The following is a 25,435-nucleotide window of genomic DNA, read 5'->3' on the forward strand; positions in this document are numbered from 1 at the left end:
GGGGTAACGAAGGAGATCGCGTGGAACTCTCCGTAGTGATGCCGTGTCTGAACGAGGCCGAGACGGTCGAGACCTGCGTCCGCAAGACGATCGGCTTCTTCGAGGACAAGGGCATCGACGGCGAGGTCGTCATCGCCGACAACGGCAGCACCGACGGCAGCCAGCAGCTCGCCCGGGACGCGGGGGCACGTGTCGTGCCGGTCATCGACAAGGGGTACGGCAACGCCCTGATGGGCGGGATCCGCGCCGCGCGCGGCCGGTACGTCGCGATGGGCGACGCCGACGACTCCTACGACTTCGCCACGCTCGGGCCGTTCCTCGACGAGCTGCGCGACGGCGCCGACCTCGTCATGGGCAACCGGTTCAAGGGCGGCATCGCCGAAGGCGCCATGCCGCCGCTGCACCGCTACCTCGGCAACCCGGTGCTGAGCTTCGTCGGCCGGCTGTTCTTCCGCAGCAAGATCGGCGACTTCCACTGCGGGCTGCGCGCCTTCGACAAGGAAGCGATCATGCGGCTCGGCCTGCAGACCGGCGGCATGGAGTTCGCCAGCGAGATGGTCGTCAAGGCGACCCTGCAGGGCTACGACATCCGCGAGGTCCCGACGACCCTGTCGCCGGACGGCCGGACCCGCGCCCCGCACCTGAACACCTGGCGTGACGGTTGGCGTCATCTCCGCTTCCTCATGCTCTACAGCCCGCGCTGGCTGTTCCTCATCCCCGGTCTCGTCTTCATGACGCTCGGACTGCTCGCCGGGATCGCACTGTCGACCGGTCCCGTCACGGTCGGGGAGATCGCGTTCGACGTCGACACGCTGGTCGGCGCCGGGGCCGCGCTGGTGATCGGCTTCCAGGCGGTGCTGTTCGCGCTGCTCACGAAGGTCTACGCGATGCAGGAGGGATTCCTGCCGCACGACCGGCGGGTCCAGAAGATCATCGACTGGTGGAGCCTGGAACGCGGGCTGCTGCTCGGCGGGCTGCTCGCCGTCGCCGGTCTCGGCGGACTCGTCGCGTCGCTGCTGCACTGGCGCGTCAACAGCTTCGGCGAGCTGGACCCGCGCGAGTCGCTGCGCATCGTCGTCCCCGCCGCCACCGCGCTCGTGATGAGCCTCCAGGCCATCTTCGCGTCGCTGTTCGTCAGCATCCTCGGCATCCGCCGCCGCCAGCACCCGCCGATCATCGACCCGGCCGAGGAGGCCGCGGGCGTCGTGGACGCCGCAGCCCGCCGCGTCGCCAAGGACGCCGAGGACGCCGAGAGTGCCGAGGGCGCCAACGAAGAGCAGCCCGCGAGGGTCACCGCCGGGAAGGGCGCCGCCGCTCGGAAGAGCCCTGCGAGGAAGGGCGCCGCCGGGAACGGTGCCGCCGGCAAGGCGGACGCCACGAGGTCGAAGTCGAAGCCGCAGGCGTCTGAGGGCGGCGAAGGGGACGAGGGCGGCGCGTCCAGGAAATAGCGGGACCGGCCGGGTCGTACCGGTCGCCGATCCGTCGCACGATGATTGTCAACATCTGAAAAACAGGCGGGACAGACCGTCGCGAATGCCGAGGACTCGCTGACTGTTTCCGGGCCCCGGACCGGTGTCCCGGCCGCGTTGTGACAGGCTTGACCGCCGATGGATCACCGTTCTCTGACAGCCCGGCGCCCGGGGGGCCGTACGTCGATGAGCACGCCAACGCCGGCGGGCGCCGAGACCGCGTCACCGGCTCCGTCAGCGCCCGGGCCGGCCGCCCGATCGGTCGCCCGGTCGGCTGCCGGGCCGGCTGTCAGCGCGCGTCCGCCGGTCGCGCCGCCGGACCGGCGCCCCGCCCCGTCCCGGCCGAGCCGCCGCCGCTGGGCCTGGCTGTTCGTCCTCGGCTGGGTCGCGCAGGTCGCCGTCCGGCTCGTGCTGGCCTCCGGGCAGACGGTGCCGGTCGCGACCCCGGACGAGTCGGGCTACCTGTTCGCCGCCCGCGTCCTGACCGGCGGTCCCGACGCGGACATGTCGTTCGGGACCGTCTACCGCGGCGGGTACCCGCTCCTGCTCACGCCCGCGTTCTGGTTCGGCGACGACCCGGTGACCGTCTACCGCGGCGCCCTGGTGATCAACGCGCTGATCAGCGCCGCGATGCTCCCGCTGGCCTACCTGCTGCTGCGCCGCCTCGGGGTGCGCAGGCGCTGGTCGTACGTGTTCGGGCACGTGACGGCGGTGCTGCCGTGCGTGCTGTTCTACTCCGAGTTCGCGCTGACCGACGCGGTCCTCCCGGTGATCCTGGCCGGCTGGCTGCTGCTCGTCCACGCGTGGCTGAACGCCCCGCCCCCGGCCGGACGGCGCGCGTCCTCCCGGCTCGCGCTCGCCGGGACGGGCGCGTCGCTGCTCGTCGCCTACGCCTACGCCTGCCACACGCGCGGCGCGGTCCTGCTGGTCGCGCACGTGGCGCTGCTGGCCGCCGCGCTTGTGTTCCGGTGGCGGTCCTGGCGCGCGACGTCCCTCGCCGCGCTCGCCGCCGCCGCCGGGACGGGCGCCGGGATGCTGCTGAACCGGTCGCTGCTGCCGCACATGTACCCGCAGGGGGACAACGACCTCGGCGGCAACGTCGTCCGGCGGCTCACCACCGAGGACGGCTGGGGCTGGATGCTGTCGCTCGGCACCGGCCAGGTCTGGTACCAGGCCGTCGCGACCGGCGGGATGGCGGCGATCGGCCTCGTCGCCGTCGCGTTCGTCGCCGTCCGTCCGGCGGGCACGCCGCTGGGCACGTCCGGCCGGACGCGGGCGCTCGCGCTCGCGCTCGTCGTCATCGTGGCGGGCGTCGCGTTCGCCACCTCGGCGGCGCTGCCGGTCGAGTACCGCGTCGGCAACTACGTCTACGGCCGCTACCTCGCCTCGGTCACGCCGGTGCTGTTCGCCGTCGGGGTCGCGGTGCTGCTGCGCACGTCGCCGCGGACGCTGCTGTGGGCGACGGCGTCGGCGGCCACCATGACGGTCATCGCCGCGTGCGTCGTCCAGTGGTACGCGGGCGATCTGCTGACCCAGTACACCCACACGGCCTACGACTTCCCGGAGACGTCCTTCCTGACATGGGACTGGGAGTCGTTCCGCCTATGGCACGCCACAGCCACGGCCCTCGTGCTGCTGGGCGCGTCCGTGGCGGTCGTCCGGTTGCGGCGCAGCGGGCCGCTGCTGCTCGCGGGCGTGCTGGCCGTCGTCGCGGTCGGGATGTCCATGACCGCGACCGACCGCATCGCCCGCCCGCTGGTCCGCGAGGAGACCGCGCACACCGACATCAGGCAGAGCATCGACCTGCACGGTCAGCGGTCCATCGCGGTCGACTGGAACGTCCCGTGGACGATCAGGCTGTCGCACTACTACTGGGCCTGGTGGAGCGACGGCAGCGTCTTCGACGCCCGCTGGACCCCGCCGCCCCAGAACGTGGACATGGTCGTCCTGGCGTGGCCGAAGGACAAGCCCGCCGCCGCGTCCTGGCCCAAGGGCGCCCCGCCCGGCTGGCGGATCATCGACAGCCGCCGCACCATCCAGGGCGACTGGGTCGCCTGGGCCGCTAGGCCCGTCCTCCCATCGGCCAGCGGCCGCTAGTCCTGCGGAGGCTGGGGCGGCGGGTTCCAGAGTTGCAGGACGCCGTCGGACGAGCGCCACATGAGCCGCCAACCATGCGCCGGGTCAGGACGCCACCCGCCCGCGATCGGCGACTCCATCCCGCGCCACCGCGTGTACAGCATCGGCCCCTCGGTCGCGTTCCGCGGGACCTGCGGCATGTAGTGCGGGAAGTCGCGGATCTCGCCGCGCCAGACCGGGTCGCCCCAGACGTCCCGCGTGTAGAACGTGAGGGTCTGCGCGAGCCGCCGGTCGGCGCAGATCAGCGTGATGTCGCGGTGCCCGGCGAGGTAGCCGCGCAGCTCGCTCCACGCGTTGTCGCGCGGCAGGTCGGGGACGGCGCGGACGGCGGCCACCACGTACGTCCCGCCCAACGCCACCGCCAGCACCGGAACGACCAGGGTGCCGAGCCGCAGCCGGGACACCAGCCCGGACGGCAGCATCCGGAACATCAGGATCAGGGAGCCGAAGCCGCCCCCGAGCAGCGCGGGCAGCACCGCGAACCAGTACCGCTGGAGCCAGGCTCGCAGCGAGATGTCGTTGGGGTCGAGGACGCCGGAGAACAGCGTCAGCGGCACGGCGAGCGTGAAGAACCACACCAGGACCAGCGCGAGCCGCCGGTCGCGGGTCACCGCCCAGCCGACGATCGTCAGCGCCAGCGCGGCGGTGAACACCAGGCCGAGAGCGTTCCAGTCGTGCATGGCGCGCAGGAACGAGCGGGCGGCGAGGCCGCGCGTCACGACGTCGCGGGACTGGCCGCCGTGCTCGGCGGCCGAGATCAGCCCGGCGAGCGGGCTGCCCCACACGATCTGGTTGTGGACGAGGTTGACCGCCAGGATCGCGAGCATCGGCGCGCCGACCGTGACGTTCCGGCGCCACGGGATCCGCAGCAGAGCCAGGTAGACCGGGATGGGCAGGAACAGGAACGCCAGGAACTCCCGAACGAGGAACGCCGACGCCATGAACACCCCGGCGGCGACCAGCATGCGGGTCTGGGCGCGTCCGGTCCTGCGGCTCGCGACGACGAGGCCCGCCATCCCGATCGTGAACAGCCCGGCGCCGGGCATGTCCGGCAGCACCAGCCCGGTCGACCAGGTGATCTCGCGGCCGAACGGGTTCGTCATCGTGAAGAACGGGTGGACGAGCAGGACCGCCGCGGACGCGACGCCCGCCACGTCCCCGAACAGCGACCTGACGACCAGGTACGTTCCAACGAAGAACGCGCAGCCGCCGAGCGCCGCGACGACGAAGAACGCGGCCTGCCCGTCCCCGATGACCTCCTGGACGAGCCGCGCCGGCAGCACCAGCCCGATCCGGGTGACCTGGTGCGGGACCTCGTCGAACGGCCACTGCGTCAGCGGGACGTCGGGCCAGTCGCGGGCGGCGAGCCACACGTAGTACGGGTCGAAGTACAGCGGCGGGGTCATGATCACCCACTGCATGAGCACCGTCGCGGCCGCGACCAGCAGGGACAGCCACACCACGCGCCGCGTCCGCCGTACCCGCCCCGCCAGCCGAGCGGTCAGCCGTGCGGCCGCGCGGGCCGGCAGGTCTCGGGGCGGGTCGTCCGGGTCGGCTCCGGCTCCCGCCTCGTCGACGGCCGGCTGATCGGACGTGGTCTGGGCCATGCCTGGCTCCGCCTCCATGGGATCGTGGGGATCGCGCGGCTGCGACGCCGGACCAGGCTACTCGCGTGCCGGGGCGCCCGTGACGCGACTACCCTTGATTCCATGTCCTCGTCAAGCCGTCATATCTTGACCGCGCCCGCCTGGCCGTACGCCAACGGGCCCCGTCACATCGGGCACGTCTCCGGTTTCGCGCTGCCCGCCGACATGTTCAGCCGCTACCAGCGGATGGCGGGCGGCAAGGTCCTGATGGTCAGCGGCACCGACGAGCACGGCACGCCGATCCAGGTGCAGGCCGACAAGGAGGGCGTGTCCGCGCGGGAGCTCGCCGACCGCTACAACGAGGTCATCGCGCAGGACCTGCACGGCCTCGGCATGACCTACGACCTGTTCACCCGGACGACGACGCGGAACCACTACGCCGTCGTCCAGGAGATCTTCAAGGGCCTGTACGACAACGGCTACATCTTCCCGCAGAAGACGATGGGCGCGATCTCGCCGTCCACGGGACGGACGCTCCCCGACCGCTACATCGAGGGCACCTGCCCCATCTGCGGGTACGACGGCGCACGCGGCGACCAGTGCGACAACTGCGGCAACCAGCTCGACCCCGTCGACCTGATCAACCCGGTGTCGCGGATCAACGGCGAGACGCCGAAGTTCGTCGAGACCGAGCACTTCATGCTCGACCTGCCCGCGTTCACCGAGGTCCTCGGCCGGTACCTGCGCGGCAAGCAGAACGGCGCCCTGGCGTGGCGGCCGAACGTGCTGAAGTTCGCGCTGAACCTGCTGGACCAAATGCAGCCGCGCGCGATCAGCCGCGACCTCGACTGGGGCGTCCCGATCCCGCTGGACGGCTGGCGCGACAACCCGGCGAAGAAGCTGTACGTGTGGTTCGACGCGGTCGTCGGGTACTTCTCCGCGTCCGTGGAGTGGGCGCGGCGGTCCGGCGACCCGGAGGCGTGGCGCGCCTGGTGGCAGGACCCGGACGCCCTGTCCTACTACTTCATGGGCAAGGACAACATCGTCTTCCACGCCGAGATCTGGCCCGCGATGCTCCTCGGCTACAGCGGCCAGGGCGACAAGGGCGGCACGCCCGGTTCGCTGGGCGCGCTGAACGTGCCGACGGAGGTCGTGTCGTCGGAGTTCCTGACGATGGAGGGCAGGAAGTTCTCCTCGTCCCGCCAGGTCGTGATCTACGTCCAGGACTTCCTCGCCCGCTACGACGTCGACGCGCTGCGCTACTACGTCGCGATCGCCGGACCCGAGAACCAGGACACCGACTTCACGTGGGCCGAGTTCGTCCGCCGCAACAACGACGAGCTGGTCGCCGCGTGGGGCAACCTCGTCAACCGGTCGGTGAACATGGCGGCGAAGAACTTCGGCGCGATCCCCGAGGCGGGCGACCTCACCGACGCCGACCGGGCGCTGCTGGAGCGCAGCCGGAGCGCGTTCGCGGCGGTGGGCGCGGAGCTCGAACGGTCCCGGTTCAAGAACTCGATCACCGAGGCGCTGGACGTCGTCCGCGACGCCAACAAGTACCTGTCCGACCAGGCGCCCTGGAAGCTCAAGGACGACCCGGCCCGCGTCAAGTCGATCCTTTACACCGCGCTGCAGGTCGTCGACGACGCGAAGACGCTGCTGACGCCGTTCCTGCCGCGCTCGTCGCAGAAGGTGTACGAGATGCTCGGCGGGCAGGGCGTGTGGAGCGGCATGCCGGAGCTGCAGACCGTCTCGGAGGACGGCGGCCCCGACTACACCATCCTGACCGGCGACTACGCGACCGAGGCGCGCTGGGAGTCCACGCCGATCAAGCCCGGCGTGGCGCTGGCGAAACCGACGCCGCTGTTCACGAAGCTGGACACGTCCGTCGTCGACGAGGAGCTCGCCAGGCTGGAGAACCGATGAGCCGGAACGGGGACGGGCAGAGTTCACGCTCGTTCCCGCCGCTCCCCGAGCGGCTCCCGGTGGACGTGTTCGACAGCCACTGCCACCTCGACATCGTCGACACGCCGGTGCAGGAGCAGCTGAGGTCGGCGAAGGCGGCGGGCGTCACCCGGATCGTCACGATCGGCTGCGACCTGCCGTCGTCGCGGTTCGCCGTGGAGGCCGCCGACGAGTTCGACGACGTGTACGCCGCCGTGGCGATCCACCCGAACGAGACGACCCGGATCTCCGACGCCGTCCTGGAGGACGTGGCGCGGCTGGCCAAGCACCGCAAGGTCCGCGCGATCGGCGAGACCGGCCTGGACTACTACCGCGACTGGGCGCCGAAGGCCGACCAGCACCGCGCCTTCCGCGCCCACATCGAGATCGCCAAGCGCACCGGCAAGGCCCTCGTCATCCACGACCGCGACGCGCACGACGACGTCCTGCGCGTCCTGGACGAGGAGGGCGCGCCCGGCACGGTCGTCTTCCACTGCTACTCGGGCGACGCCCGGATGGCCGAGATCTGCGCCGGGCACGGCTATCTGATGAGCTTCGCCGGGAACGTCACGTTCAAGAACGCCGAGCCGCTGCGCGAGGCGCTGCGGACGGCGCCGCTCGACCTGGTGCTCGTGGAGACGGACGCGCCGTTCCTGACGCCGATCCCGCACCGCGGCAAGCCGAACGCGTCGTACCTGATCCCGTACACCGTCCGCGCCATGGCGGAGATCAAGGGCGTGGACGTGGCGGACCTGTGCACCGCCATCGCCGCCAACGGCGAGCGCGCCTTCGGTCCCTGGTAGCCGAATCGGCCTCCTGATCGTAGGCGTCCGGCGAGGTCGACCGCCGATCAGGTGGCTCAGGCGGGGGCTGGGGGACGCATGTGGGCGATGTGGTGGCGGAGACCCGGGGGACGGGCTTACTCTCTGGCCTCTGAGCGGGCACCCCCGAGCCCGACCCCCTGGAGGTTCCCGTGCGTCGCCACTCCCCGCGTCCTGCCGTCCCATGGCTGCTGGCCCCTGCGCTGTTGAGCGCGGTGGTGCTGGCGGGCTGCGGCGGGGGCGGATCGGCCGGTCCGCAGCGGGCCGCCGCGGACGCGCCCCGCACCAGCGCGCCCGCGCCGCGCAAGGTCGTCATCGTCGTCGACGGCAAGCCGGCCGAGACGATGACGACCGGCACGACCGTCCAGCAGGTCCTCGACCAGGCCAAGATCGCGCTGGGCCCGCACGACCTGGTCAAGCCGGCCGTGGACCAGCCCGCCGGGGACGTCGTCAAGGTCCTGCGGCTGCTGTCGGCGCCGAAGACCGCGGTCGTGAAGGTGCCCGCCAAGACCATCCGCAAGAAGAGCGCCTCGGTGGCGCCGTGGGACGAGAAGGTGCTGCGCGAGGGCCGTCCCGGCATCAAGGTCGTGACCTGGGCGTACGTCCGGCGGCCGGTCTCGAAGAACGCGCGGGGGGCGAAGGCCGGAGCGACCGGGGCGGCCGCGAAGGCCAAGCCCGTCAAGAAGATCATCACGCAGCGGATCAAGCGGAAGCCCGTCGCGCGGATCCTCGCGGTCGGCCCGAAGGCGGCGGGCACCGGTTCGGCCGCCGGGCTCAACTGGCGGGGGCTCGCGGGCTGCGAGTCCAACAACAACCCGAAAGCCGTGAACCCGGCCGGGTACTACGGCCTGTACCAGTTCTCCATGACCTCGTGGGCGTCGGTCGGCGGCAAGGGCAAGCCGTCGGACGCCAGCGCCGCCGAGCAGACCTACCGGGCGCAGCTGCTCTACAAGCGGGTGAACGGACGCTGGCAGGGCCAATGGCCGCACTGCGGGAAGTACCTGTTCAGCTGAGCTGGAACAATCGGGGCCGTGGGGGAGACACAGGCGGCGCTGCTCGGTCCGGCAGACGTGCGTGAGCTGGCGGAACGGCTCGGCGTCAGGCCGACGAAGACGCTCGGGCAGAACTTCGTCATCGACGCGAACACCGTCCGGCGGATCGTCCGGACGGCCGCGCCGCACGCCGACGACGTCGTGATCGAGGTGGGGCCGGGTCTCGGGTCGCTGACGCTGGCGCTGCTGCCGGAGGCGGGCCGCGTCGTCGCCGTGGAGGTCGACGCGGCGCTGGCCGCGGCGCTGCCCGGCACCGTCGCGGCGCGTGCACCGGAGCTCGCCGGACGGCTGGAGGTCGTGCACGCCGATGCGATGAAGATCACACAGGTGCCCGGGCCCGAGCCGACGGCGCTCGTCGCGAACCTGCCGTACAACGTGGCGGTGCCGGTCGTCCTGCACCTGCTGGCCGCCCTGCCGTCGCTGCGGACCGGGCTCGTCATGGTGCAGGCCGAGGTCGCCGACCGGATGGTCGCCGCGCCCGGCGGGAAGATCTACGGGGTGCCGTCGGTGAAGCTCGCCTGGTACGGGGACGCGCGCAGGGCCGGGGCGGTCGGGCGTGCGGTGTTCTGGCCCGCGCCGAACGTCGACTCGGGCCTGGTCGCGTTCACCCGCCGCGAGCCGCCGCCGACCGCGGCGACCCGCGCGGAGGTGTTCGCCGTGGTCGACGCCGCGTTCGCGCAGCGCCGCAAGACGCTGCGGGCGGCGCTGGCCGGGTGGGCCGGGTCCGCGGCGGCCGCGGAGGAGGCGCTGCGCGCGGCGGGCGTCGACCCGCGGTCGAGGGGCGAAGCTCTGGACGTGGCCGCCTTCGCCCGTATTGCCGAGTATGGTCCTTCACGCCGGGGAGATCGGCTCCCAACCCCCTGAGGCGTGTTTCAGGCACGGTGTTCCGAGCACGGGGTGCCTCAGCTTGGTGGGTACCGGGGAGCGGGAGCGGAACCTCCACGGGGGACACTGGACAGCCTCCACAGGGGACGACTAGACAGCACGAGCCGGAGGTCGATGTGAAGGGGCGTTCGCGGACGGCGCGGGCGAGGTTGCCGATCGTGGGGACCGCCCTGCTCGCCACCGCGGCGATGGTCGCGACGGTGGCGGCGGGCTGCGGCGGCGGCGCGGGGGCCGCACCGAAGATCACGACGACGGCGCGGGCGGGCGTGGCGCCGGTGCCGCCGAAGGAGGGGGCGTACTTCGGGGCCTGGGTGCCGCCGGAGGGGGAGGGCGGGCCGTCCGCGTCCAAGTCCGGCTCTCCGCCGGAATCGCCCTCGGGCTCTCCGTCGGGCTCGGCGTCGGCGTCGGCGTCGAAGTCGCCGTCGGATGCGCCGACCGTGAAGCCCACCGGCAAGGACGCGGAGAAGCCGGGAATGGCCCCGGTCGTCGGCTTCGAGCAGCAGCTCGGACGGCAGCTCGACATCGTGCAGAACTACCGGAGCTGGACGGCGGAGTTCCCCGCCGGGCTCGACAAGTCCGTCACCGACGGCAACCGCTATCTGCTGCTGACCTGGGGCGAGGCCGACACGAAGAAGATCGTCCAGGGCGAGTACGACGAGCTCGTCAAGAGCCGGGCCCGCGCCGTCAAGGCCCTCGGCAAGCCGGTCTTCCTGCGCTGGTCGCGGGACATGGACAAGGCGGCCGGCAAGAAACGGGTCCACTCGCCGGACGACTTCGTCGCGGCCTGGAAGCACCTGCGCGCGATCTTCAAGCAGGAGAAGGTCGACAACGTCGCGTGGGTGTGGTGCCCCAGCGCCCGCGGCTTCGGCGGCGGCGACGCCCCGGCGTTCTATCCAGGCGACGACCAGGTCGACTGGATCTGCGCCGACGCGCAGCCCGGCACCGACTACGAGTACCGCGACCTGTCGGAGGCCGTGAAGATGTTCCTCCAGTGGGCCCGGGACCGCGAGAAGCCCATCATGATCGCCGAGTTCGGCGTGCCGAAGTCGTACGGGGAGCGCCGCGCCGAATGGCTCAGGGAGGCGTCGAAGACGCTGCAGGACCCGCAGGTCAAGGCCGTCGTGTACTTCAACTCCGACGAGCAGGCCGCGAACGCCCGCGACAAGCGCCGCGCGTACGCGGTGACCGGCGACAAGCACACCGTGTCGGCCCTCCGCGAACTCGCCACGACCCCCTACTTCAACCCCCGCAACCTGCCCGTGACCAGCGGAGACTGATGCGCCTGGCGGTAGGGCCGACCGGGCCGCACGATGACGCCGGGCCGGGGCGCGTCCGCTCGGAATTGGCCGTAGGGTTTCCGTCGTGACCGCAGTGAGCGTACGCGTCCCCGCCAAGGTCAACCTTCAGCTCGGAGTGGGGCCGATCCGCGACGACGGCTACCACGACCTCGTCAACGTGTTCCATGCCGTCTCCCTGTTCGACGACGTGACGGCCGCGGACGGGCCGCGGCTTGAGGTGCGCGTCGAGTCCGCCCCGTACTCGCGGGTGGACGTCGGCGACGTCCCGGTCGACGACGACAACCTCGCGGCGAAGGCGGCCAGGCTCGTCGCCGCCCGGCTCGGCGTCGAACCCCGCGTCGCGATCCGGATCCGCAAGGCGATCCCGGTGGCGGGCGGCATGGCGGGCGGCAGCGCCGACGCCGCCGCCGCGCTGGTCGCCTGCGCCCGGCTCTGGGACGACCGCGACGAGCCCGTCATCACCCGCGACGACCTGCTGGTACTGGGCGCGGAGCTCGGCAGCGACGTGCCGTTCGCCATCCTCGGCGGCACCGCGATCGGCGTCGGACGCGGCGAGCGGCTCACCCCCGCCCTGACCCGCGGGACGTTCCACTGGGTGTTCGCGACCGCCGACGGCGGCCTGTCCACGCCCGCCGTCTACGGCGAATGCGACCGGATCCGCGCGGCCCAGGGGGTGGAGGCGGCGCCGCCGGTGGTCTCCGAGGCGCTGATGACCGCGCTCGCCACCGGCGACGCCAAGGGGCTCGGCGCGGCGCTGACCAACGATCTCCAGGAGGCGGCGCTGTCGCTGCGGCCGTCGCTGGGGCGCGTCCTCGACGCGGGTCACGATCTTGGCGCGGCCGGGGCGCTCGTGTCCGGGTCCGGACCGACGTGCGCGTTCCTCGCGGAGACCGAGGAGGACGCCGCCGAGCTCGCCGAGGCGCTGGACGGCGCGGGCGTCGCCCGGCAGGTCCTGCGGGCGCACGGACCCGTCCCCGGCGCGACGGCGATGTGACCTCCGCCCCCTCCCCAACAAGAAGCTTTCCTAATAAAAAAGGGTAGATGCGCTTGTCACACAAGCGAACTTCTTGCGCACGACAGGCGTCATGTATCCGTGACACCGATTCGCGCAAGCGCTGATCCCTCCGGCGAGGTGGAGCGATGACGTACCTGTCCGGGCTGCTCGCCGTCATGGCGATCGCGATGATGGCGACGCTCGTCCTGCTGGCCGTGCGCCGCGACCGGGACGTGCGCCGCAACGCGCCCGGCTCGGTCGTCGCGGGACGCGCGCGGGCCGCTAGCCTTGAGGCGCAGGCCGACGGAGGCCCGACCCCGCCGGCCATGCGCTGACCCTCCCGCCCCCCGACCGACCGATCGGCCGAGGACGAACATGACGACGGTTGGATCCATGGCGCTCCTCCTGCTCCTGCTCTTCGTGCTGGGACTCGTGGCCGTGATCGTGGTGATCATCGTCGCCGTCGCGTCCTCCAGCCGGAACAAGAACCAGTACACCGGCCCCCCACCGGGATACGCCCAGCCTGGGTACGGCCAGCCAGGGCAAGGCCAGCCCGGATACGGCCCTCCGCCGCCCGGGCACGGCCCGCAAGGGCCGCAAGGGCCGCAAGGCCCGCCGCCCGGAGCCTGACGGCCCGGGACCCGCCCGGTCGGACGGGTTCGGCGGGGCCAATAGGCTTGGTGGCGTCGTGAATCTGATCAACGTTGAGAACGTCGCCAAGGCCTACGCGCCGGAACCGCTGCTCGACGCCGTGTCCCTCGGCCTGGACGAGGGCGACCGCGTCGGCGTCGTCGGCCGGAACGGCGGCGGCAAGAGCACCCTCGTGTCCGTCCTCGCGCGGGAGACCGAGCCCGACGCCGGGCGCGTCACGCACTCGCGCGGGCTGCGGCTCGGCCACCTGGCCCAGCGGGACGACTTCGCCGAAGACGCGACGGTCAGGTCCGTGGTCCTGGGCGACCGCGCCGAGCACGAATGGGCGGGCGACGTCCGCGCCCGCGACGTCCTCGGCGGCCTGCTCGCCGGCCTCGACCTGGACGCGCCGCTCGCGGGGATGTCGGGCGGCGAACGCCGCCGGGTCGCGCTGGCCCGGCTCCTCGTCCCCGAGTCCGACGTGCTGCTCCTGGACGAGCCCACCAACCACCTCGACATCGAGGCCATCGACTGGCTGGCCCGGCACCTGAAGGGCCGCAAGTCCGCACTGCTCGTCGTCACCCACGACCGCTGGTTCCTGGACGAGGTCACCGACCGGACGTGGGAGGTCGTCGACGGAGGCGTCGAACGCTACGAGGGCGGCTACTCCGCCTACGTCCTCGCGAAGGCCGAACGCTCCAGGATCGCCGCCGCGACCGAGGCCAAGCGGCAGAACCTGCTCCGCAAGGAGCTGGCGTGGCTGCGGCGCGGCCCGCAGGCCCGCACGTCCAAGCCGAAGTTCCGGGTGGACGCCGCGCAGGCGCTGATCGCCGACGAGCCGCCGCTGCGCGACTCGGTGGAACTGACTCGCTTCGCGACAGCGCGGCTCGGCAAGACCGTCTACGACGTGGAGGACGCGACCGTCCGGGTCGGCGAGGACGCCGCGGCCCGCACCATTTTCGAGCGCATGACGTGGCGGCTCGGCCCGGGTGACCGCGTCGGGCTCGTCGGCGTCAACGGCAGCGGCAAGAGCACGCTGCTGCGCCTGCTGGACGGCTCGGTGCCCGCGGTGTCCGGGAGGGTGGTGCGGGGGAAGACCGTCCAGCTCGCGCACCTGACGCAGAACCTGGAGGACATCGAGCCGTCTCAGCGCGTCCTGGAGTCGGTGGAGGAGATCCGCCGCCGCATCACCGTCGGCAAGCGCGACTGGACCGCGAGCCAGCTCCTCGAACGCCTCGGCTTCCACCGCGAACGCCAGTGGACGCCCGTCGGCGACCTGTCCGGCGGTGAACGGCGCCGGCTGCAACTTCTCCGCCTCCTGATGGGCGAACCCAACGTCCTCCTCCTGGACGAGCCCACCAACGACCTCGACATCGAGACGCTCACCGAGGTCGAAGACCTCCTGGACGGCTGGCCCGGCACGCTGGTCGTCGTCAGCCACGACCGGTACTTCCTGGAGCGCGTCACCGACCACGTCGTGGCGCTGCTCGGCGACGGACGCGTGTCGATGCTGCCCGGCGGCGTCGACGAATACCTCGAACGCCGCGCCGCCGGGACGGCCCCGAAGCCCGCGCGCTCCGACGGCACGCCCGTCCCCGCGAGGAAGGCCGCCCCCGCCGGCAGGAATGCGCCCGCCGGCAAGGACGCGCCCAGGCCCAAGGGCGGGCAGGACTGGAAGGCCCGCAAGGAGCTCGACCGGCTCGAACGCCGCCTGGAGAAGCTCGCCGGGCAGGAGGCCGACCTGCACGAGCAGCTCGCGGCGCACGCCACCGACTACGCCAAGCTCCAGGAACTCGACGGGCGTCTCAAGGAGATCCAGGCCGAGGCCGCCACGGTCGAAGAGGAATGGCTGATGCTCGCCGAGGACATCGGTTAACCGGCCGGATCGGCCCGCTATTCGTCGAACGGGATGAGCAGCGTGCGGAGCAGATCGGCAAGCGCCTCGCGCTGGACGGGGCTGAGGCTTTCGAGGATGGCCTGCTCCCGTTCGAGGAGGTCGGCGAACGCGGCGTCCACCCGGGTCATGCCCGCGCCGGTGAGACGGACCAGGACGCCGCGCTTGTCCTGCGGGTCGGGATGCCGCTCGACGAGCCCGGCCGCCGCGAGCCGGTCGATGCGGTTCGTCATCGTCCCGGACGTGACGAGCGTGGCCCGCAGCAGCCGCCCCGGGCTGAGCTGGTAGGGGCTGCCCGCGCGGCGCAGCGCCGTGAGGACGTCGAACTCCCACGACTCCAGGTCGTGGTCGGCGAACGCGCCGCGCCTGGCGCGGTCGAGGTGCCGGGCCAGCCGGGAGACGCGGCTGAGGACCTGCAGCGGCCGGACGTCCAGGTCCGGGCGCTCGGTGCGCCACGCCTCGACGAGCCGGTCCACCTCATCCTGCGCCATGGTCGACCACCCTACCTGCCTTGATATCGAGAAAAGGGGTTCGGCGGCGGGGGTCCACCGATCGGTGGACACGAAGTTCAGCCGGTCGAGCCTCATGCGGACGGGGGGCCCGCGACCAGCATTTCCAGTATGACGAACCCCTCTGTTCCCAGTCTGACGACAAGCGCGGCCCGGTGGAGCGCCGGGCACCCATGGAGAGCGATCGCCGGATGGTTCCTGTTCGTGATGATGTGCCTCGGCGCCGGTATCGCGGTCGGCGGCCAGGCCGCCACCACCGAGGACTTCTGGATCGGCGAGGCCGGCCGGGGCGAGGCGATGGCGACCGAAGGCGGCCTCCAGCAGAAGCCCGTCGAACACATCCTGATCAGCGCGAAGCCGGGCGCGACCACGCCGGGCACGGCCACGCCGGGCACGCCGGGCACGCCGGGCACGCCGGGCACGCCGGGCACGCCGGGCACGCTGGACGCGCCCGCCGCCGACGCCGCCGCGCGTGACGCCGCGTCCCGTATGAAGCGGCTTCCCGAGGTCGAGTCGGTGTCCGCGCCGATCCGGTCGGGTGACGGGACGGCCGTCCGCGTCAAGGTCACGCTGCGCGGCCCCGAACTCGAAGGCAAGAAGCACGTCGATCCGCTGCTCGCGCAGACGGCCGAGGTGCGGGCCGCGCATCCCGGCGTGCGCGTGGAGGAGACCGGCGGGCCGTCCATCGGCAAGGGCATCGACGAGCTGCGCGGCGAGGACCTGTCGCGCACCGAGGTCATCGCGCTGCCCATCACGCTGATCACGTTGCTGGTGGTGTTCGGGTCGGTGTCGCTGGCCGTCGTGCCGATCCTGCTGGCCCTGACGTCGATCGCGGCGGCCGTGGGCCTGTCGATGCTCGCCTCCCACGCCTTCCCGGACGTGGGCGTCGGCGCCAGCATGATCCTGCTGATCGGCATGGCCGTCGGCGTCGACTACACCCTCTTCTACCTCAAGCGGGAACGGGAGGAGCGGGCCAGGTCCGGCGGACGGCTCCTCGGCGAGAAGAGCTGGTGGCCGTCCCGGCCCTCCCTGCCGACTGGGCCCTCCGCACCGGAAGGCCCGGTGCGTGACCCCATGGTCACCGGGCCGTCGGCGGAAAACGTAGTCTGATCGCATGGCGCAACGGGCACTCCGCCGGTGGTACGCCGCGTTCTGGCTGTCCTTCGGACTGATCCCGCAGGCCATGGCCGTGTGGGACCAGCCGAACACGACGAGGTCCACGACGCTGTCGCTGCTGGTCGTGCTCGCGCTCTGCTATCCGATCACCGGCACGTTTCCGGGGAACGCGGCCGTCCGCCGGTACGCGTTCCTCGGCGTGCTCATCCTCGGGATCGGCGCCGTCTCCTACCTGATGGACGGCGCCGCGTCCCTGCTGATCGTGTCGCTCCCGCACTTCTGGATCCTCGCGGGAGGCCCGCGGCGCGCGGTCGTCCTCAGCGGCGCCGCCGCCGCGGCCACGGTCGCCGGGAACATCGTCCAGCAGGGACGGGACGGCGAGATCCTCACCGGGAACGCGATCGCCGCCCTCATCGGCTACTCCGCCGGAGTGCTGTTCGGGCTGTGGATGCACCGGGTCGTCGGGCAGCGCGACGAACGCGCCCGCCTCCTCACCGCGGACCTGGAGGACGCCCAGCGGCGGCTCGCCGAGGCCCAGCGCCGCCAGGGCGCCGCCGACGAGCGGGAACGGCTCGCCCGCGAGATCCACGACACGCTCGCGCAGGGCTTCGCGTCCATCGTCGTCCTGGCGGAGGCGGCCCGGAACGGACTCGACGCCGACCCGGACAGGAGCTCCCAGCAGCTCCTCTCGATCGAGCAGACCGCCCGCGAGAACCTCGCCGAGGCGCGGGTGCTCGTCGGGTCGGCGTCCGCGAACAGCGTGGCGCCCGCCTCCGTCGCGGGCGCGCTGCGCCGCACCCTCGACCGGTTCGCCGAGGACACCGGGCTCACCGTCACCGCCGACCTGCCCGACGTCGACTGCGACCAGCCGACCCGGATCGCGCTGCTGCGCTGCACGCAGGAGTCCCTGGCCAACGTCCGCAAGCACGCCGCCGCGACGACGGTCGGCGTCGTCCTCGAACGGCACCCGCACGGCGTCGAACTGGAGATCACCGACGACGGCCGCGGCTTCCCGACCGGCGCCCGTCCGGCGGCCGGCGAGTCCGGCGAGTCCCGCGGGTTCGGCCTGGACGGCATGCGCCGCCGCGTCGCCGAACTCGGCGGCGAGCTCACCGTCACCAGCTCGCCCGGCGACGGCACCCGCGTCCACGCCCTGATCCCCCTGCCCACGAGCTCCGGAGAGGCATGACATGACCGACCGCAGGCTCCGGATCATCATCGTGGACGACCACACGGTCATGCGCGCGGGCGTCGTCGCGCTGCTGGCCTCGGAGCCCACCATCGACATCGTCGGCGAGGCCGGCGACGGGCGCGCGGCCGTCGAGCTCGCCGACCGGCTCCGTCCCGACGTGGCGCTCCTCGACCTGCGCATGCCCGTCCTGGACGGCGTCGCCGCCACCGCCGAGATCACCGGCCGGGGCGGCACCCGCGTGCTCGTCCTCACCACCTACGACACCGACGCCGACATCGAGCACGCGATCGAGGCCGGCGCCATCGGCTACCTCCTCAAGGACACGACCCGCGACCAGCTCGTCGACGCCATCCACGCCGCGGCCCGCGGCGAGACCGTCCTCGCGCCGCGCGTCGCCGAGAAGCTCGTCGCCCGGATGCGGCGGCCCGCGCCGGTGGCGCTGACCGCGCGGGAGATCGACGTCCTCAACGCCGTCGCGGACGGGCTGTCCAACGCCGACATCGGCCGCCGCCTCGTCATCGCCGAGGCGACCGTCAAGACGCACCTGCTGCGCGTCTTCGCCAAGCTCGACGTCAGCGACCGCACCCACGCCGTCATCGTCGCCCTCGACCGCGGCCTCATCACCCGCCCTGACCCCTGACGACCGAGCCCCCCGCCTGGGGCCCTGACGGCCGAGTCACCCGCCCGGAACGCTGACGACCGATCCGATCAGCTCCGCCGCCGCCGGGGCCTGCCGGAGGCCCTCCCGGTAGGCCGGCGCCCAGCGCGCCATGTCGCCGACGTTGTCGCCGAACGCCTCAAGCGTCCGCTCGTCCGGGACGATCCGGACGTCCGCGCCCGGGCCGTCCGACATCTGCGGGATCGGCTCGACCAGCACGACCACGCCCGCGTCGGCGTCCGCGCCCGTGCAGGCGTTCGCGCCCGCCGCCAGGTACGCGTTGGAGCCGCCGCCGAACGCGCCGTCCATGTAGCGGCGGCCCGCGATGGTCACCGGCTCGGCGAACCCGGGCGCGGCGCTGCTCGCCGCGACGGCGGCCGTCAGCGGGATGCCGCTGCCGTCGTCCCACACGACCGGCTTGCCCGACTCGACGTCCACCGCGGTGATGAGCAGCCGGGGCCGTCCGGTTCGCCGGACGGGCCACTCGTCCGTCCCCACGAGGAACTGCATTCCGGCCCGGTGCCGTTCCTCGGGCAGTGCCTCGGCCTCCAGCGCGAGCCGTCCGATCCGGCGCCTGACCTCGTCCGGGTCCAGGCCGGGGGAGCCGGTCAGTTCGAGCGCCCTGACCATCACCGAGCCGTCCGCCGCCGGTCTGTCCCGGCCCCGGAGCGGCAGCTCCGCCACCGCGGCCAGCTCGCGTCCGGTCGCGATCATCGCGCCGGCGATCGCGCCCGCCGACGTCCCGACGATCGGCTCCGCGGCGGCCGGTTCGACGCCCGCCAGGCGCAGCCCGGCGGCGAGGCCCGCCAGCCACGCCGTCCCGACCGGTCCGCCCGGCCCGAGCACCAGCGCCCACCCACCCGATTCTCTGCTCTGCGTCATGCTCGCGAGCGTAGGAAGCGCGAGGGCCGGACCGCATCCCCCGGGCGACCTACCCACCCATACTCTTGACATCAAGATATGGCGGTGAGCACGCTGTATCTCGATGTCGAGACACGTGAGGCGGACTATGAACACGGTGTGGGACCCCGCGCAGTACGAGGCATTCGGCGGCGAACGCGCCCGACCCTTCCGCGAACTCGTCAGACGCCTCACCGACTCCGCCCCCACCGCTGGCGCCGACGCCGGCCCGGCCCGCATCGTCGACCTCGGCTGCGGCACGGGAGAGCTGACCGCGACCCTCGCCGCCCGATGGCCGGCCGCGGTCATCGACGGCCTGGACGGCTCCGCCGAGATGATCGCCGAGGCCCGCAGGCGCGAGATCCCCGGACGGCTGAGCTTCCGCGTCGGGGACGTCGCCGCCTGGCGTCCCGAGGGCCCCGTCGACCTCATCGTCAGCAACGCCGTCCTGCACTGGATCCCGGAGCACCCCGACCTGCTGCCCCGGTGGACGGACGCGCTCACACCGGGCGGACGCCTCGCCTTCCAGGTCCCCGGCAACTTCGGCGAGCCGAGCCACGTTCTGCTGCGCGAGCTGGGCCGGTCCGACCGCTGGCGCGACAAGCTCGGCGCGCTCCAGCGGGACGCCCCCGTCCTCGACCCGGCCGGCTACCTCGACCTGCTGGCCCGCCACGGCTGCGCGGTGGACGCCTGGGAGACGACCCACGTCCAGGTCCTGCAGGGCGACGATCCCGTCCTCGAATGGGTCAAGGGCAGCACGCTGCGTCCCGTCCTGTCCGCCCTCGACCCCGGCGAGACGGAGGAGTTCCTGGCCGCCTACCGGGAGAGGCTGCGCGAGGCGTACCCGCCCGCGCCCTACGGCACCGTGTTCCCCTTCCGGCGGATCTTCGTGATCGCCACCCGGAATGATTCTTGACATCAAGATACAGTCCGGGTCATGCTGTGTCTTGACGTCGAGAGATGCCGTGCGCGCAAGCGGCGCGCGGCCGCGGCGCCCAAGGACGGGACGCCGCCCGGCCCGGCCGGGGGAAGCGACTCGTTCCCCTGCGGTGTGCCAGCTCGGACGGTCCGGCGGCGTCCGGCGTATCCCGGCCTCGCGACCCGAGACCGGCGACCCCTGGCCGGCGGCCGCCCAGAAGAACTCCGGGCGGCCGCCGGTCGCGCACCGAGGAGACACAGATGATCAGCGGTGTCCACCACGTCCTGCTCGCCGCGCCGCCCGGCAGCGAAGGCCTGCTCCGCGCCTTCTACACCGGCGTCCTCGGGCTGGAGGAGGCCGCCAAGCCGCCCGGACTCGCCGGGAGAGGAGGAGCCTGGTTCCGCGGCGACGGCGTCGAACTGCACCTCGGCATCGAGCGCGACTTCCGTCCCGCCCGCAAGGCCCACCCTGCGCTCCTCGTCCGGGACCTCGACGCGCTCGCCGAACGCCTCCGCGCCGCGGGCCACGACGTCACACCGGACGACCTGTTCCCCGGATTCCGCCGCTTCTACGCCGACGACCCGGTGGGCAACCGGCTCGAATTCCTGCAACCGTCGCCCGCGTCCCACTGACGCGTCCGGATCACGGCGACGGGTCGGCGACCTCGGGATCGCGGCGGCCCTTGCGCTGGGCGCGCACCGCCCTGGCCGCCGCCTTCTCCTCCTTGGCCGCGGCCTTCTCCTCCGCCTTCTCCGCCTTCGCGGCGGCCTTCTCCGCGCGCTTCTCCAGGCGCTCCAGCTCCTTGCGCCGGCGGCGCGGATCGAGGGACGGCTTCGGTTCGAGCCCCGACAGGCCGTTCCACGCGAGGTTCACCACGTGCGCCGCCACCTCCTCCCGGCGCGGCTTGCGGACGTCCAGCCACCACTGGCCCGTCAGCGCGACCATGCCGACCAGGCTCTGCGCGTACAGCGACGCGAACTTGTCGTCGTAGCCGTGCCGGTCGAACTCCTGCGCGAGGATGTACTCCACCTCGCCGGCGATCTCGCTCAGCAGGCTCGCGTAGCTGCCGGTGCCGGTGCCGCCGTGCGAGTCCCGGACGAGGATCCGGAAGCCGTCCGGGTTCTCCTCGATGTACTCCAGCAGCGCCAGCGCCGCCTTCTCCAGCTTGCTCCGGTAGTGGATCGCCGAGTTCAGCGCCTCGGTGACGAGCCTCAGCAGCCGCTCGAACTCCCGGTCGACGACGACCGCGTACAGGCCCTCCTTGCCGCCGAAGTGCTCGTACACCACGGGCTTCGACACGCCCGCCGCGGAGGCGATCTCCTCCACCGACGTGCCGTCGAGCCCGCGCCCGGCGAACAGCGTCCGGCCGATGTCGAGGAGCTGCTCGCGGCGTTCCTTGCCCGTCATCCGCTTTCTGCGGGGTCTGGGAGCGGGTTCTGTCACGGGATCAATTGTGGCGCTCAAACCGCCTGCTTGGTGCGCTTCGCGGCCAGCCGGTCATCGTTCGGCCACCGGACGTCGTAGGCCCAGCCCGCCTTCTCGAACGCCCAGATGATCCGCGCGCTAATGTCGACCTGCCCCTTCAGCACCCCGTGCCGCGCGCACGTCGGGTCCGAATGGTGCAGGTTGTGCCACGACTCGCCCAGCGAGGGGATCGCCAGCCACCACACGTTCCTGGACTTGTCGCGGACCTCGAAGTCCTCCTTGCCGAACGTGTGACAGATCGAGTTGATCGACCACGTGACGTGGTGGACGAGCGTGATCCGGACGAACCCCGCCCAGAACAGCGCCGTCAGGAACCCGCCCCACGACATCGAGACCATGCCGCCGATGAGCGCCGGGAGCAGGAACGACACCGCCACCAGCCCGGGGAACGCGAGATGGATGCGCCTGATGTCCGGGTCGTTCAGCAGGTCCTTGGCGAACCGCCGCTTGGACGTCCGGTTGCCGTCGAACAGCCACCCGTAGTGCGCCCACGCCAGCCCCTTCGTCAGCGCCTTCCAGTCGCTGCCGAAGCGCCACGGCGAGTGCGGGTCCATCTCCTTGTCCGAGTGCTTGTGGTGCCGGCGGTGGTCGGCGACCCACGTGATGACGGGCCCCTCGATCGCCATGCTCCCCGCCAGCGCCAGGAAGACCTTCAGCGGACGTTTGGCCCGGAACGACCCGTGCGTGAAGTGCCGGTGGTACCCGACCGTGACGCCCCCGGCGGACAGCACGTAGAACACGGCCATGAGCACGATGTCCGTCCAGCCGAGGAACCTGCCCCAGGCCAGCGGGATCACCGCGAACAGGGCCAGGAACGGAACGACCGTGAACGCCGCGACCAGCGCGCGTTCGGCGTTCCCCCTGGGTTCGGGAGCGATCTCCGGAAGCCTCTGAGGACGAGGCGAGTCCACGGCCGGCGCTGTCGTCATTGCGTCACCACTCCCTGCGGCATCTGCGGTACTCCCTGCGGCGTTGCGGTCACCGCTCGCTGCGGCTTCGAGCAGCCATACCTACTCCAACGTAACCTACGGAACCGTAGGTTGGACACCGATGAACGGTAAATTCAGTGAGAAACTGCCCCATCCGCCACAAAACACTCTTCTGACACCATCGTCCGCCCTCCCCGAGCAAGCGGAAGCGCCAGACCGACGAGATGCCCCTCACCCAGGACGAACGCACGCCCCCACCCGAAGGTTCACCCCCACCCTCTCCGCCGCCGCTCCAAAGACGTACGCAAAATCGAACATATGAACCAATTCACTTCATTGCAGTATGTTATGAGTCAACTACAGAAAGTTAAAATTGCTGGTATGCTTCTCTCATGAGTGGACCAATGCCGGGCGAAGTCCGAGACAAGCTCAAGCCCAAGGCCATCGAACTCCGCCGCCGGGGCTGGACCTACCGTGAGATCGCAGGCTCGCTCGACATCTCCATCAGCACCTGCTCCCTGTGGTTAAGAGACGTCCCCGCCCCGCCACGGCCGGGCCATGAGCAAGAGCGAGTCGCGGCCATGTGGAAGGCGCGGTGGGAACCGCTTCATATCGCACGTGAGGCAGAACGTCAGAAGGTGAAGCTCACTGCCTGCCGGGAGGCCGGAGAACTCTCCGAACGCGAGACGCTGTTGGCCGGCGCGCTCGTCTACTGGTGCGAGGGGGAGAAGGACAAGATCTACCGGCGCCGCGAGCGGGTGTCGTTCATCAACAGCGACCCGGCTCTGATCGTCCTCTTCCACCGATTCCTTCAGGTGGCGGGAGTGTCCCCGGAACAGCTGCGGATCCGGTTGCACATCCATGAGACGGCCGACATCGCGGAGGCCACGGAATGGTGGTCGAAGTTGATCGAGGTTCCGCCCGATGAGTTCCAGAAGCCGGTGATCAAGCGACACGACCCCAAGACCAACAGGAAGAATCTCGTCGACGGGTACCGGGGCTGCCTGCACATCACCGTGACCAAGAGTGCGGAGCTCTATCAGAGGATCGAGGGATGGGCCTATGGCGCCATGCTCGGTCCTGGGGCCGCCGAAGCTCGCCTCCTCGCGCGCTCGGATCAGGGCATGAAGGAGATCGTCGGCAGGCGGTGCGCTTCGGCGGAATGAGGTGGGCTCTGCCGCGCGTCTGTGAGTATCGTAGGGGCCGGTTGGCTCGCGGTCTCATGTGAGCCGACTGCTTGGTCCGGCGTAGTGTAATCGGCAGCACGACATCCTTTGGAGTTGTTAGTCCAGGTTCGAGCCCTGGCGCCGGAGCTGTCTGAAATGTCGCGGCCGGGTCGTCCCGGTGGGTGGCCGGGGTGACAGGTGGGGTGTGGGCGGTATCCTGCCCGTGTCGGGTGCGTCCGGCCTGGTGGGCAGGGATGTCGCAGGTGGGCGTGCTCGCGACCGATCCGTCCGCGATGCCGAGGAGCCTCCTTGTGAGTGCTGCGAGCCGCCCGGCCGCCGTCATCGTTCTCGCCGCGGGCGAGGGCACCAGGATGAAGTCCCGTACCTCGAAGGTGCTGCACGAGCTGTGCGGGCGAAGCATGCTCGGCCACGTGCTGGCCGCCGCCCGCGAGCTGGAGCCCGAGCGGCTCGTCGTGGTCGTCGGGCACCGGCGCGAGCAGGTCGTCGAGCATCTCGCCGGGGCCGCGCCGGACGCCGAGCCGGCCGTCCAGGAACGGCAGAACGGGACGGGCCACGCCGTCCGGATGGCGCTGGAGCAGACCGGTGCCCTGGACGGGACCGTGGTGGTCCTCAACGGCGACGTCCCCCTGCTGCGCGGCGAGACGCTCGGCGCGCTCGTCCGGACGCATGAGGGCGAGCGGAACGCGGCGACCGTCCTGACGACCGAGATGCCCGACGCGACCGGCTACGGCCGCATGGTCCGCGCGGCGGACGGCAGCGTCGCGGCGATCGTCGAGCACAAGGACGCGACCGACGAGCAGCGCGCCATCAACGAGATCAACGTCGGCATGTACGCCTTCGACGGAGCCCTGCTGGCGGACGCGCTCAAGCGCGTCACCACCGACAACGCCAAGGGCGAGGAGTACCTCACCGACGTGGTCGCGATCGTGCGCGGCGACGGCCACCGGGCGGGCGCGCACCTGGCCGCCGACTGGGTCGAGACGCAGGGCGTCAACGACAAGGTGCAGCTCGCGCAGGCGCGCAGGCAGCTGAACGACCGGATCCTCGAAGCGCACATGCGGGCCGGCGTCACGGTCGTCGACCCCGCGACGACGTGGATCGACGTCGACGTGACCGCCGAGCAGGACGCGGAAGTCCATCCCGGCACGCAGCTGCACGGCCGGACGCATCTGGGCGAGGGCGCCCGGATCGGGCCGAACTGCACGCTCACGGACACGCGCGTCGGCGCCGGCGCGACCGTCGTCAACGCGGTGTGCGTCGAGGCGGAGATCGGCTCCGAGGCGTCGGTCGGGCCGTACGCCTACCTCCGGCCTGGGACGCGGCTGGCCCGCAAGGGCAAGATCGGCACCTACGTCGAGACGAAGAACGCCGACATCGGCGAGGGCACGAAGGTGCCGCACCTGACCTACGTCGGCGACGCGGAGATCGGCGAGCACTCGAACATCGGCGCGAGCTCGGTGTTCGTGAACTACGACGGCGTGCGGAAGCACCGCAGCGTCATCGGGTCGCATGTGAAGACGGGCAGCGACAACATGTTCGTCGCGCCGGTGACGGTGGGCGACGGCGCCTACACCGCCGCCGGTTCGGTGATCGTCCAGGACGTCCCGGCGGGGGCGATGGCGGTCGCGCGGGCACGGCAGCGCAACGTCGAGGGCTGGGTCGAGCGCAAGCGCCCGGGAACCCCCGCGGCGGACGCGGCCCGCCGTGCCCGGAAGGCGCAGGATGCGCAAGAGGCGGACGAGGCCCATGAGGGGGACGCGCCGTAACCTCGGCGCGTCCGGCGAAGACTCCCCCGCCCCTCGGCGGGGACGTGGAGGACAGCGGCGTCCTC

At 71.9% G+C, this 25,435-nt stretch carries 23 protein-coding genes and 1 tRNA gene; 19 read left to right on the plus strand and 5 right to left on the minus strand.

Annotated features, from left to right (window positions below; genetic code table 11):
* The first annotated feature begins 20 nt into the window (after positions 1-20).
* Positions 21-1,448 (plus strand): glycosyltransferase family 2 protein, encoded by a 1,428-nt coding sequence (locus tag ACH34T_RS17390; protein WP_395993163.1) that lies wholly within the window; start codon positions 21-23, stop codon positions 1,446-1,448.
* 207 nt (positions 1,449-1,655) lie between these two features.
* The gene (locus ACH34T_RS17395) at positions 1,656-3,566 is read left to right on the plus strand and encodes a hypothetical protein (RefSeq protein ID WP_395993164.1); all 1,911 of its coding nucleotides are present in this window, start codon (positions 1,656-1,658) and stop codon (positions 3,564-3,566) included.
* Here the strand turns inward: ACH34T_RS17395 and ACH34T_RS17400 are convergent.
* Entirely contained in the window at positions 3,563-5,212 is a 1,650-nt protein-coding gene (locus ACH34T_RS17400) for a glycosyltransferase family 39 protein (protein WP_395993165.1), read from the minus strand. The genes ACH34T_RS17395 and ACH34T_RS17400 overlap by 4 nt on opposite strands.
* Positions 5,213-5,314: 102 nt before the next feature.
* On the opposite strand from ACH34T_RS17400, the gene metG reads away from it, so the two are divergent.
* The 9 genes from metG to ACH34T_RS17445 all read left to right on the plus strand — a co-directional run bounded on the left by metG (position 5,315) and on the right by ACH34T_RS17445 (position 14,691).
* Positions 5,315-7,117: a methionine--tRNA ligase gene (gene metG, locus ACH34T_RS17405; protein ID WP_395993166.1), complete on the plus strand. Its 1,803-nt coding sequence runs from the start codon at positions 5,315-5,317 to the stop codon at positions 7,115-7,117.
* A complete protein-coding gene (locus tag ACH34T_RS17410; protein ID WP_395993167.1) occupies positions 7,114-7,938 on the plus strand; it encodes a TatD family hydrolase in 825 nt (274 codons plus the stop codon). Before metG ends, ACH34T_RS17410 begins: the two co-directional genes overlap by 4 nt.
* 170 nt (positions 7,939-8,108) lie before the next feature.
* Complete coding sequence (locus ACH34T_RS17415; RefSeq protein ID WP_395993168.1) at positions 8,109-8,969, plus strand: transglycosylase family protein; 861 nt, start codon at positions 8,109-8,111, stop codon at positions 8,967-8,969.
* An 18-nt stretch (positions 8,970-8,987) separates the two neighbouring features.
* Entirely contained in the window at positions 8,988-9,872 is an 885-nt protein-coding gene (rsmA, locus tag ACH34T_RS17420) for a 16S rRNA (adenine(1518)-N(6)/adenine(1519)-N(6))-dimethyltransferase RsmA (RefSeq protein ID WP_395993169.1), read from the plus strand.
* Between the two features lie 179 nt (positions 9,873-10,051).
* Positions 10,052-11,170 carry a glycoside hydrolase family 26 protein gene (locus ACH34T_RS17425; protein WP_395993170.1) on the plus strand — a complete coding sequence of 373 codons (1,119 nt, stop codon included), beginning with the start codon at positions 10,052-10,054 and terminating at the stop codon, positions 11,168-11,170.
* A gap of 94 nt (positions 11,171-11,264) precedes the next feature.
* Entirely contained in the window at positions 11,265-12,185 is a 921-nt protein-coding gene (locus ACH34T_RS17430; RefSeq protein ID WP_395993287.1) for a 4-(cytidine 5'-diphospho)-2-C-methyl-D-erythritol kinase, read from the plus strand.
* Between the two features lie 146 nt (positions 12,186-12,331).
* The gene (locus tag ACH34T_RS17435; protein ID WP_395993171.1) at positions 12,332-12,520 is read left to right on the plus strand and encodes a hypothetical protein; all 189 of its coding nucleotides are present in this window, start codon (positions 12,332-12,334) and stop codon (positions 12,518-12,520) included.
* A gap of 40 nt (positions 12,521-12,560) precedes the next feature.
* Positions 12,561-12,815, plus strand: coding sequence for a hypothetical protein (locus ACH34T_RS17440; protein WP_395993172.1), 255 nt, complete (start codon positions 12,561-12,563; stop codon positions 12,813-12,815).
* Between the two features lie 58 nt (positions 12,816-12,873).
* The gene (locus ACH34T_RS17445) at positions 12,874-14,691 is read left to right on the plus strand and encodes an ABC-F family ATP-binding cassette domain-containing protein (protein ID WP_395993173.1); all 1,818 of its coding nucleotides are present in this window, start codon (positions 12,874-12,876) and stop codon (positions 14,689-14,691) included.
* Between the two features lie 17 nt (positions 14,692-14,708).
* Here ACH34T_RS17445 and ACH34T_RS17450 read toward each other — a convergent pair whose 3' ends face one another.
* Entirely contained in the window at positions 14,709-15,200 is a 492-nt protein-coding gene (locus ACH34T_RS17450) for a MarR family winged helix-turn-helix transcriptional regulator (protein WP_395993174.1), read from the minus strand.
* A 129-nt stretch (positions 15,201-15,329) separates the two neighbouring features.
* On the opposite strand from ACH34T_RS17450, the gene ACH34T_RS17455 reads away from it, so the two are divergent.
* Genes ACH34T_RS17455 through ACH34T_RS17465 form a run of 3 tightly spaced genes read left to right on the plus strand, consistent with a single transcriptional unit; the run spans position 15,330 to position 18,166 of the window.
* On the plus strand, positions 15,330-16,328 hold the full coding sequence (locus ACH34T_RS17455) for an MMPL family transporter (protein ID WP_395993175.1): 999 nt from the start codon (positions 15,330-15,332) through the stop codon (positions 16,326-16,328).
* A 4-nt stretch (positions 16,329-16,332) separates the two neighbouring features.
* Positions 16,333-17,523 carry a sensor histidine kinase gene (locus ACH34T_RS17460; protein ID WP_395993176.1) on the plus strand — a complete coding sequence of 397 codons (1,191 nt, stop codon included), beginning with the start codon at positions 16,333-16,335 and terminating at the stop codon, positions 17,521-17,523.
* A gap of 1 nt (position 17,524) precedes the next feature.
* On the plus strand, positions 17,525-18,166 hold the full coding sequence (locus ACH34T_RS17465; RefSeq protein ID WP_395993177.1) for a response regulator: 642 nt from the start codon (positions 17,525-17,527) through the stop codon (positions 18,164-18,166).
* 36 nt (positions 18,167-18,202) lie between these two features.
* Here ACH34T_RS17465 and ACH34T_RS17470 read toward each other — a convergent pair whose 3' ends face one another.
* Entirely contained in the window at positions 18,203-19,066 is an 864-nt protein-coding gene (locus tag ACH34T_RS17470; RefSeq protein ID WP_395993178.1) for a patatin-like phospholipase family protein, read from the minus strand.
* A 127-nt stretch (positions 19,067-19,193) separates the two neighbouring features.
* Here ACH34T_RS17470 and ACH34T_RS17475 point away from each other — a divergent pair, with 127 nt between their 5' ends.
* Both ACH34T_RS17475 and ACH34T_RS17480 read left to right on the plus strand, forming a co-directional pair.
* Positions 19,194-20,000: a trans-aconitate 2-methyltransferase gene (locus ACH34T_RS17475; RefSeq protein ID WP_395993179.1), complete on the plus strand. Its 807-nt coding sequence runs from the start codon at positions 19,194-19,196 to the stop codon at positions 19,998-20,000.
* A 263-nt stretch (positions 20,001-20,263) separates the two neighbouring features.
* Entirely contained in the window at positions 20,264-20,635 is a 372-nt protein-coding gene (locus ACH34T_RS17480) for a VOC family protein (protein ID WP_395993180.1), read from the plus strand.
* A gap of 10 nt (positions 20,636-20,645) precedes the next feature.
* Here ACH34T_RS17480 and ACH34T_RS17485 read toward each other — a convergent pair whose 3' ends face one another.
* Positions 20,646-21,446, minus strand: a complete 801-nt coding sequence (locus ACH34T_RS17485) for a TetR/AcrR family transcriptional regulator (RefSeq protein WP_395993181.1) — start codon at positions 21,444-21,446, stop codon at positions 20,646-20,648.
* A 17-nt stretch (positions 21,447-21,463) separates the two neighbouring features.
* The gene (locus ACH34T_RS17490) at positions 21,464-22,417 is read right to left on the minus strand and encodes an acyl-CoA desaturase (protein ID WP_395993182.1); all 954 of its coding nucleotides are present in this window, start codon (positions 22,415-22,417) and stop codon (positions 21,464-21,466) included.
* A gap of 404 nt (positions 22,418-22,821) precedes the next feature.
* On the opposite strand from ACH34T_RS17490, the gene ACH34T_RS17495 reads away from it, so the two are divergent.
* From ACH34T_RS17495 to glmU, 3 genes are all read left to right on the plus strand, one after another.
* Positions 22,822-23,583: a helix-turn-helix domain-containing protein gene (locus tag ACH34T_RS17495; RefSeq protein WP_395993183.1), complete on the plus strand. Its 762-nt coding sequence runs from the start codon at positions 22,822-22,824 to the stop codon at positions 23,581-23,583.
* A gap of 75 nt (positions 23,584-23,658) precedes the next feature.
* Positions 23,659-23,730 (plus strand) — tRNA-Gln (locus ACH34T_RS17500).
* Between the two features lie 164 nt (positions 23,731-23,894).
* A complete protein-coding gene (gene glmU / locus ACH34T_RS17505; protein WP_395993184.1) occupies positions 23,895-25,370 on the plus strand; it encodes a bifunctional UDP-N-acetylglucosamine diphosphorylase/glucosamine-1-phosphate N-acetyltransferase GlmU in 1,476 nt (491 codons plus the stop codon).
* Positions 25,371-25,435: the final 65 nt, after the last annotated feature.

Origin of the sequence: Actinomadura sp. 9N215, assembly GCF_044326345.1 — a bacterium.
Lineage (GTDB): Bacteria > Actinomycetota > Actinomycetes > Streptosporangiales > Streptosporangiaceae > Spirillospora.

Excerpts from the sequence above, each read along its gene's own strand:
- ACH34T_RS17395 (WP_395993164.1), top strand. The coding sequence starts at position 1,656 with ATGAGCACGCCAACGCCGGCGGGCGCCGAGACCGCGTCACCGGCTCCG.
- ACH34T_RS17400 (WP_395993165.1), bottom strand. The coding sequence starts at position 5,212 with ATGGCCCAGACCACGTCCGATCAGCCGGCCGTCGACGAGGCGGGAGCC.
- metG (WP_395993166.1), top strand. The coding sequence starts at position 5,315 with ATGTCCTCGTCAAGCCGTCATATCTTGACCGCGCCCGCCTGGCCGTAC.
- ACH34T_RS17410 (WP_395993167.1), top strand. The coding sequence starts at position 7,114 with ATGAGCCGGAACGGGGACGGGCAGAGTTCACGCTCGTTCCCGCCGCTC.
- ACH34T_RS17435 (WP_395993171.1), top strand. The coding sequence starts at position 12,332 with ATGACGTACCTGTCCGGGCTGCTCGCCGTCATGGCGATCGCGATGATG.
- ACH34T_RS17440 (WP_395993172.1), top strand. The coding sequence starts at position 12,561 with ATGACGACGGTTGGATCCATGGCGCTCCTCCTGCTCCTGCTCTTCGTG.
- ACH34T_RS17450 (WP_395993174.1), bottom strand. The coding sequence starts at position 15,200 with ATGGCGCAGGATGAGGTGGACCGGCTCGTCGAGGCGTGGCGCACCGAG.
- ACH34T_RS17455 (WP_395993175.1), top strand. The coding sequence starts at position 15,330 with ATGACGAACCCCTCTGTTCCCAGTCTGACGACAAGCGCGGCCCGGTGG.
- ACH34T_RS17460 (WP_395993176.1), top strand. The coding sequence starts at position 16,333 with ATGGCGCAACGGGCACTCCGCCGGTGGTACGCCGCGTTCTGGCTGTCC.
- ACH34T_RS17465 (WP_395993177.1), top strand. The coding sequence starts at position 17,525 with ATGACCGACCGCAGGCTCCGGATCATCATCGTGGACGACCACACGGTC.
- ACH34T_RS17470 (WP_395993178.1), bottom strand. The coding sequence starts at position 19,066 with ATGACGCAGAGCAGAGAATCGGGTGGGTGGGCGCTGGTGCTCGGGCCG.
- ACH34T_RS17475 (WP_395993179.1), top strand. The coding sequence starts at position 19,194 with ATGAACACGGTGTGGGACCCCGCGCAGTACGAGGCATTCGGCGGCGAA.
- ACH34T_RS17480 (WP_395993180.1), top strand. The coding sequence starts at position 20,264 with ATGATCAGCGGTGTCCACCACGTCCTGCTCGCCGCGCCGCCCGGCAGC.
- ACH34T_RS17490 (WP_395993182.1), bottom strand. The coding sequence starts at position 22,417 with ATGACGACAGCGCCGGCCGTGGACTCGCCTCGTCCTCAGAGGCTTCCG.
- ACH34T_RS17495 (WP_395993183.1), top strand. The coding sequence starts at position 22,822 with ATGCCGGGCGAAGTCCGAGACAAGCTCAAGCCCAAGGCCATCGAACTC.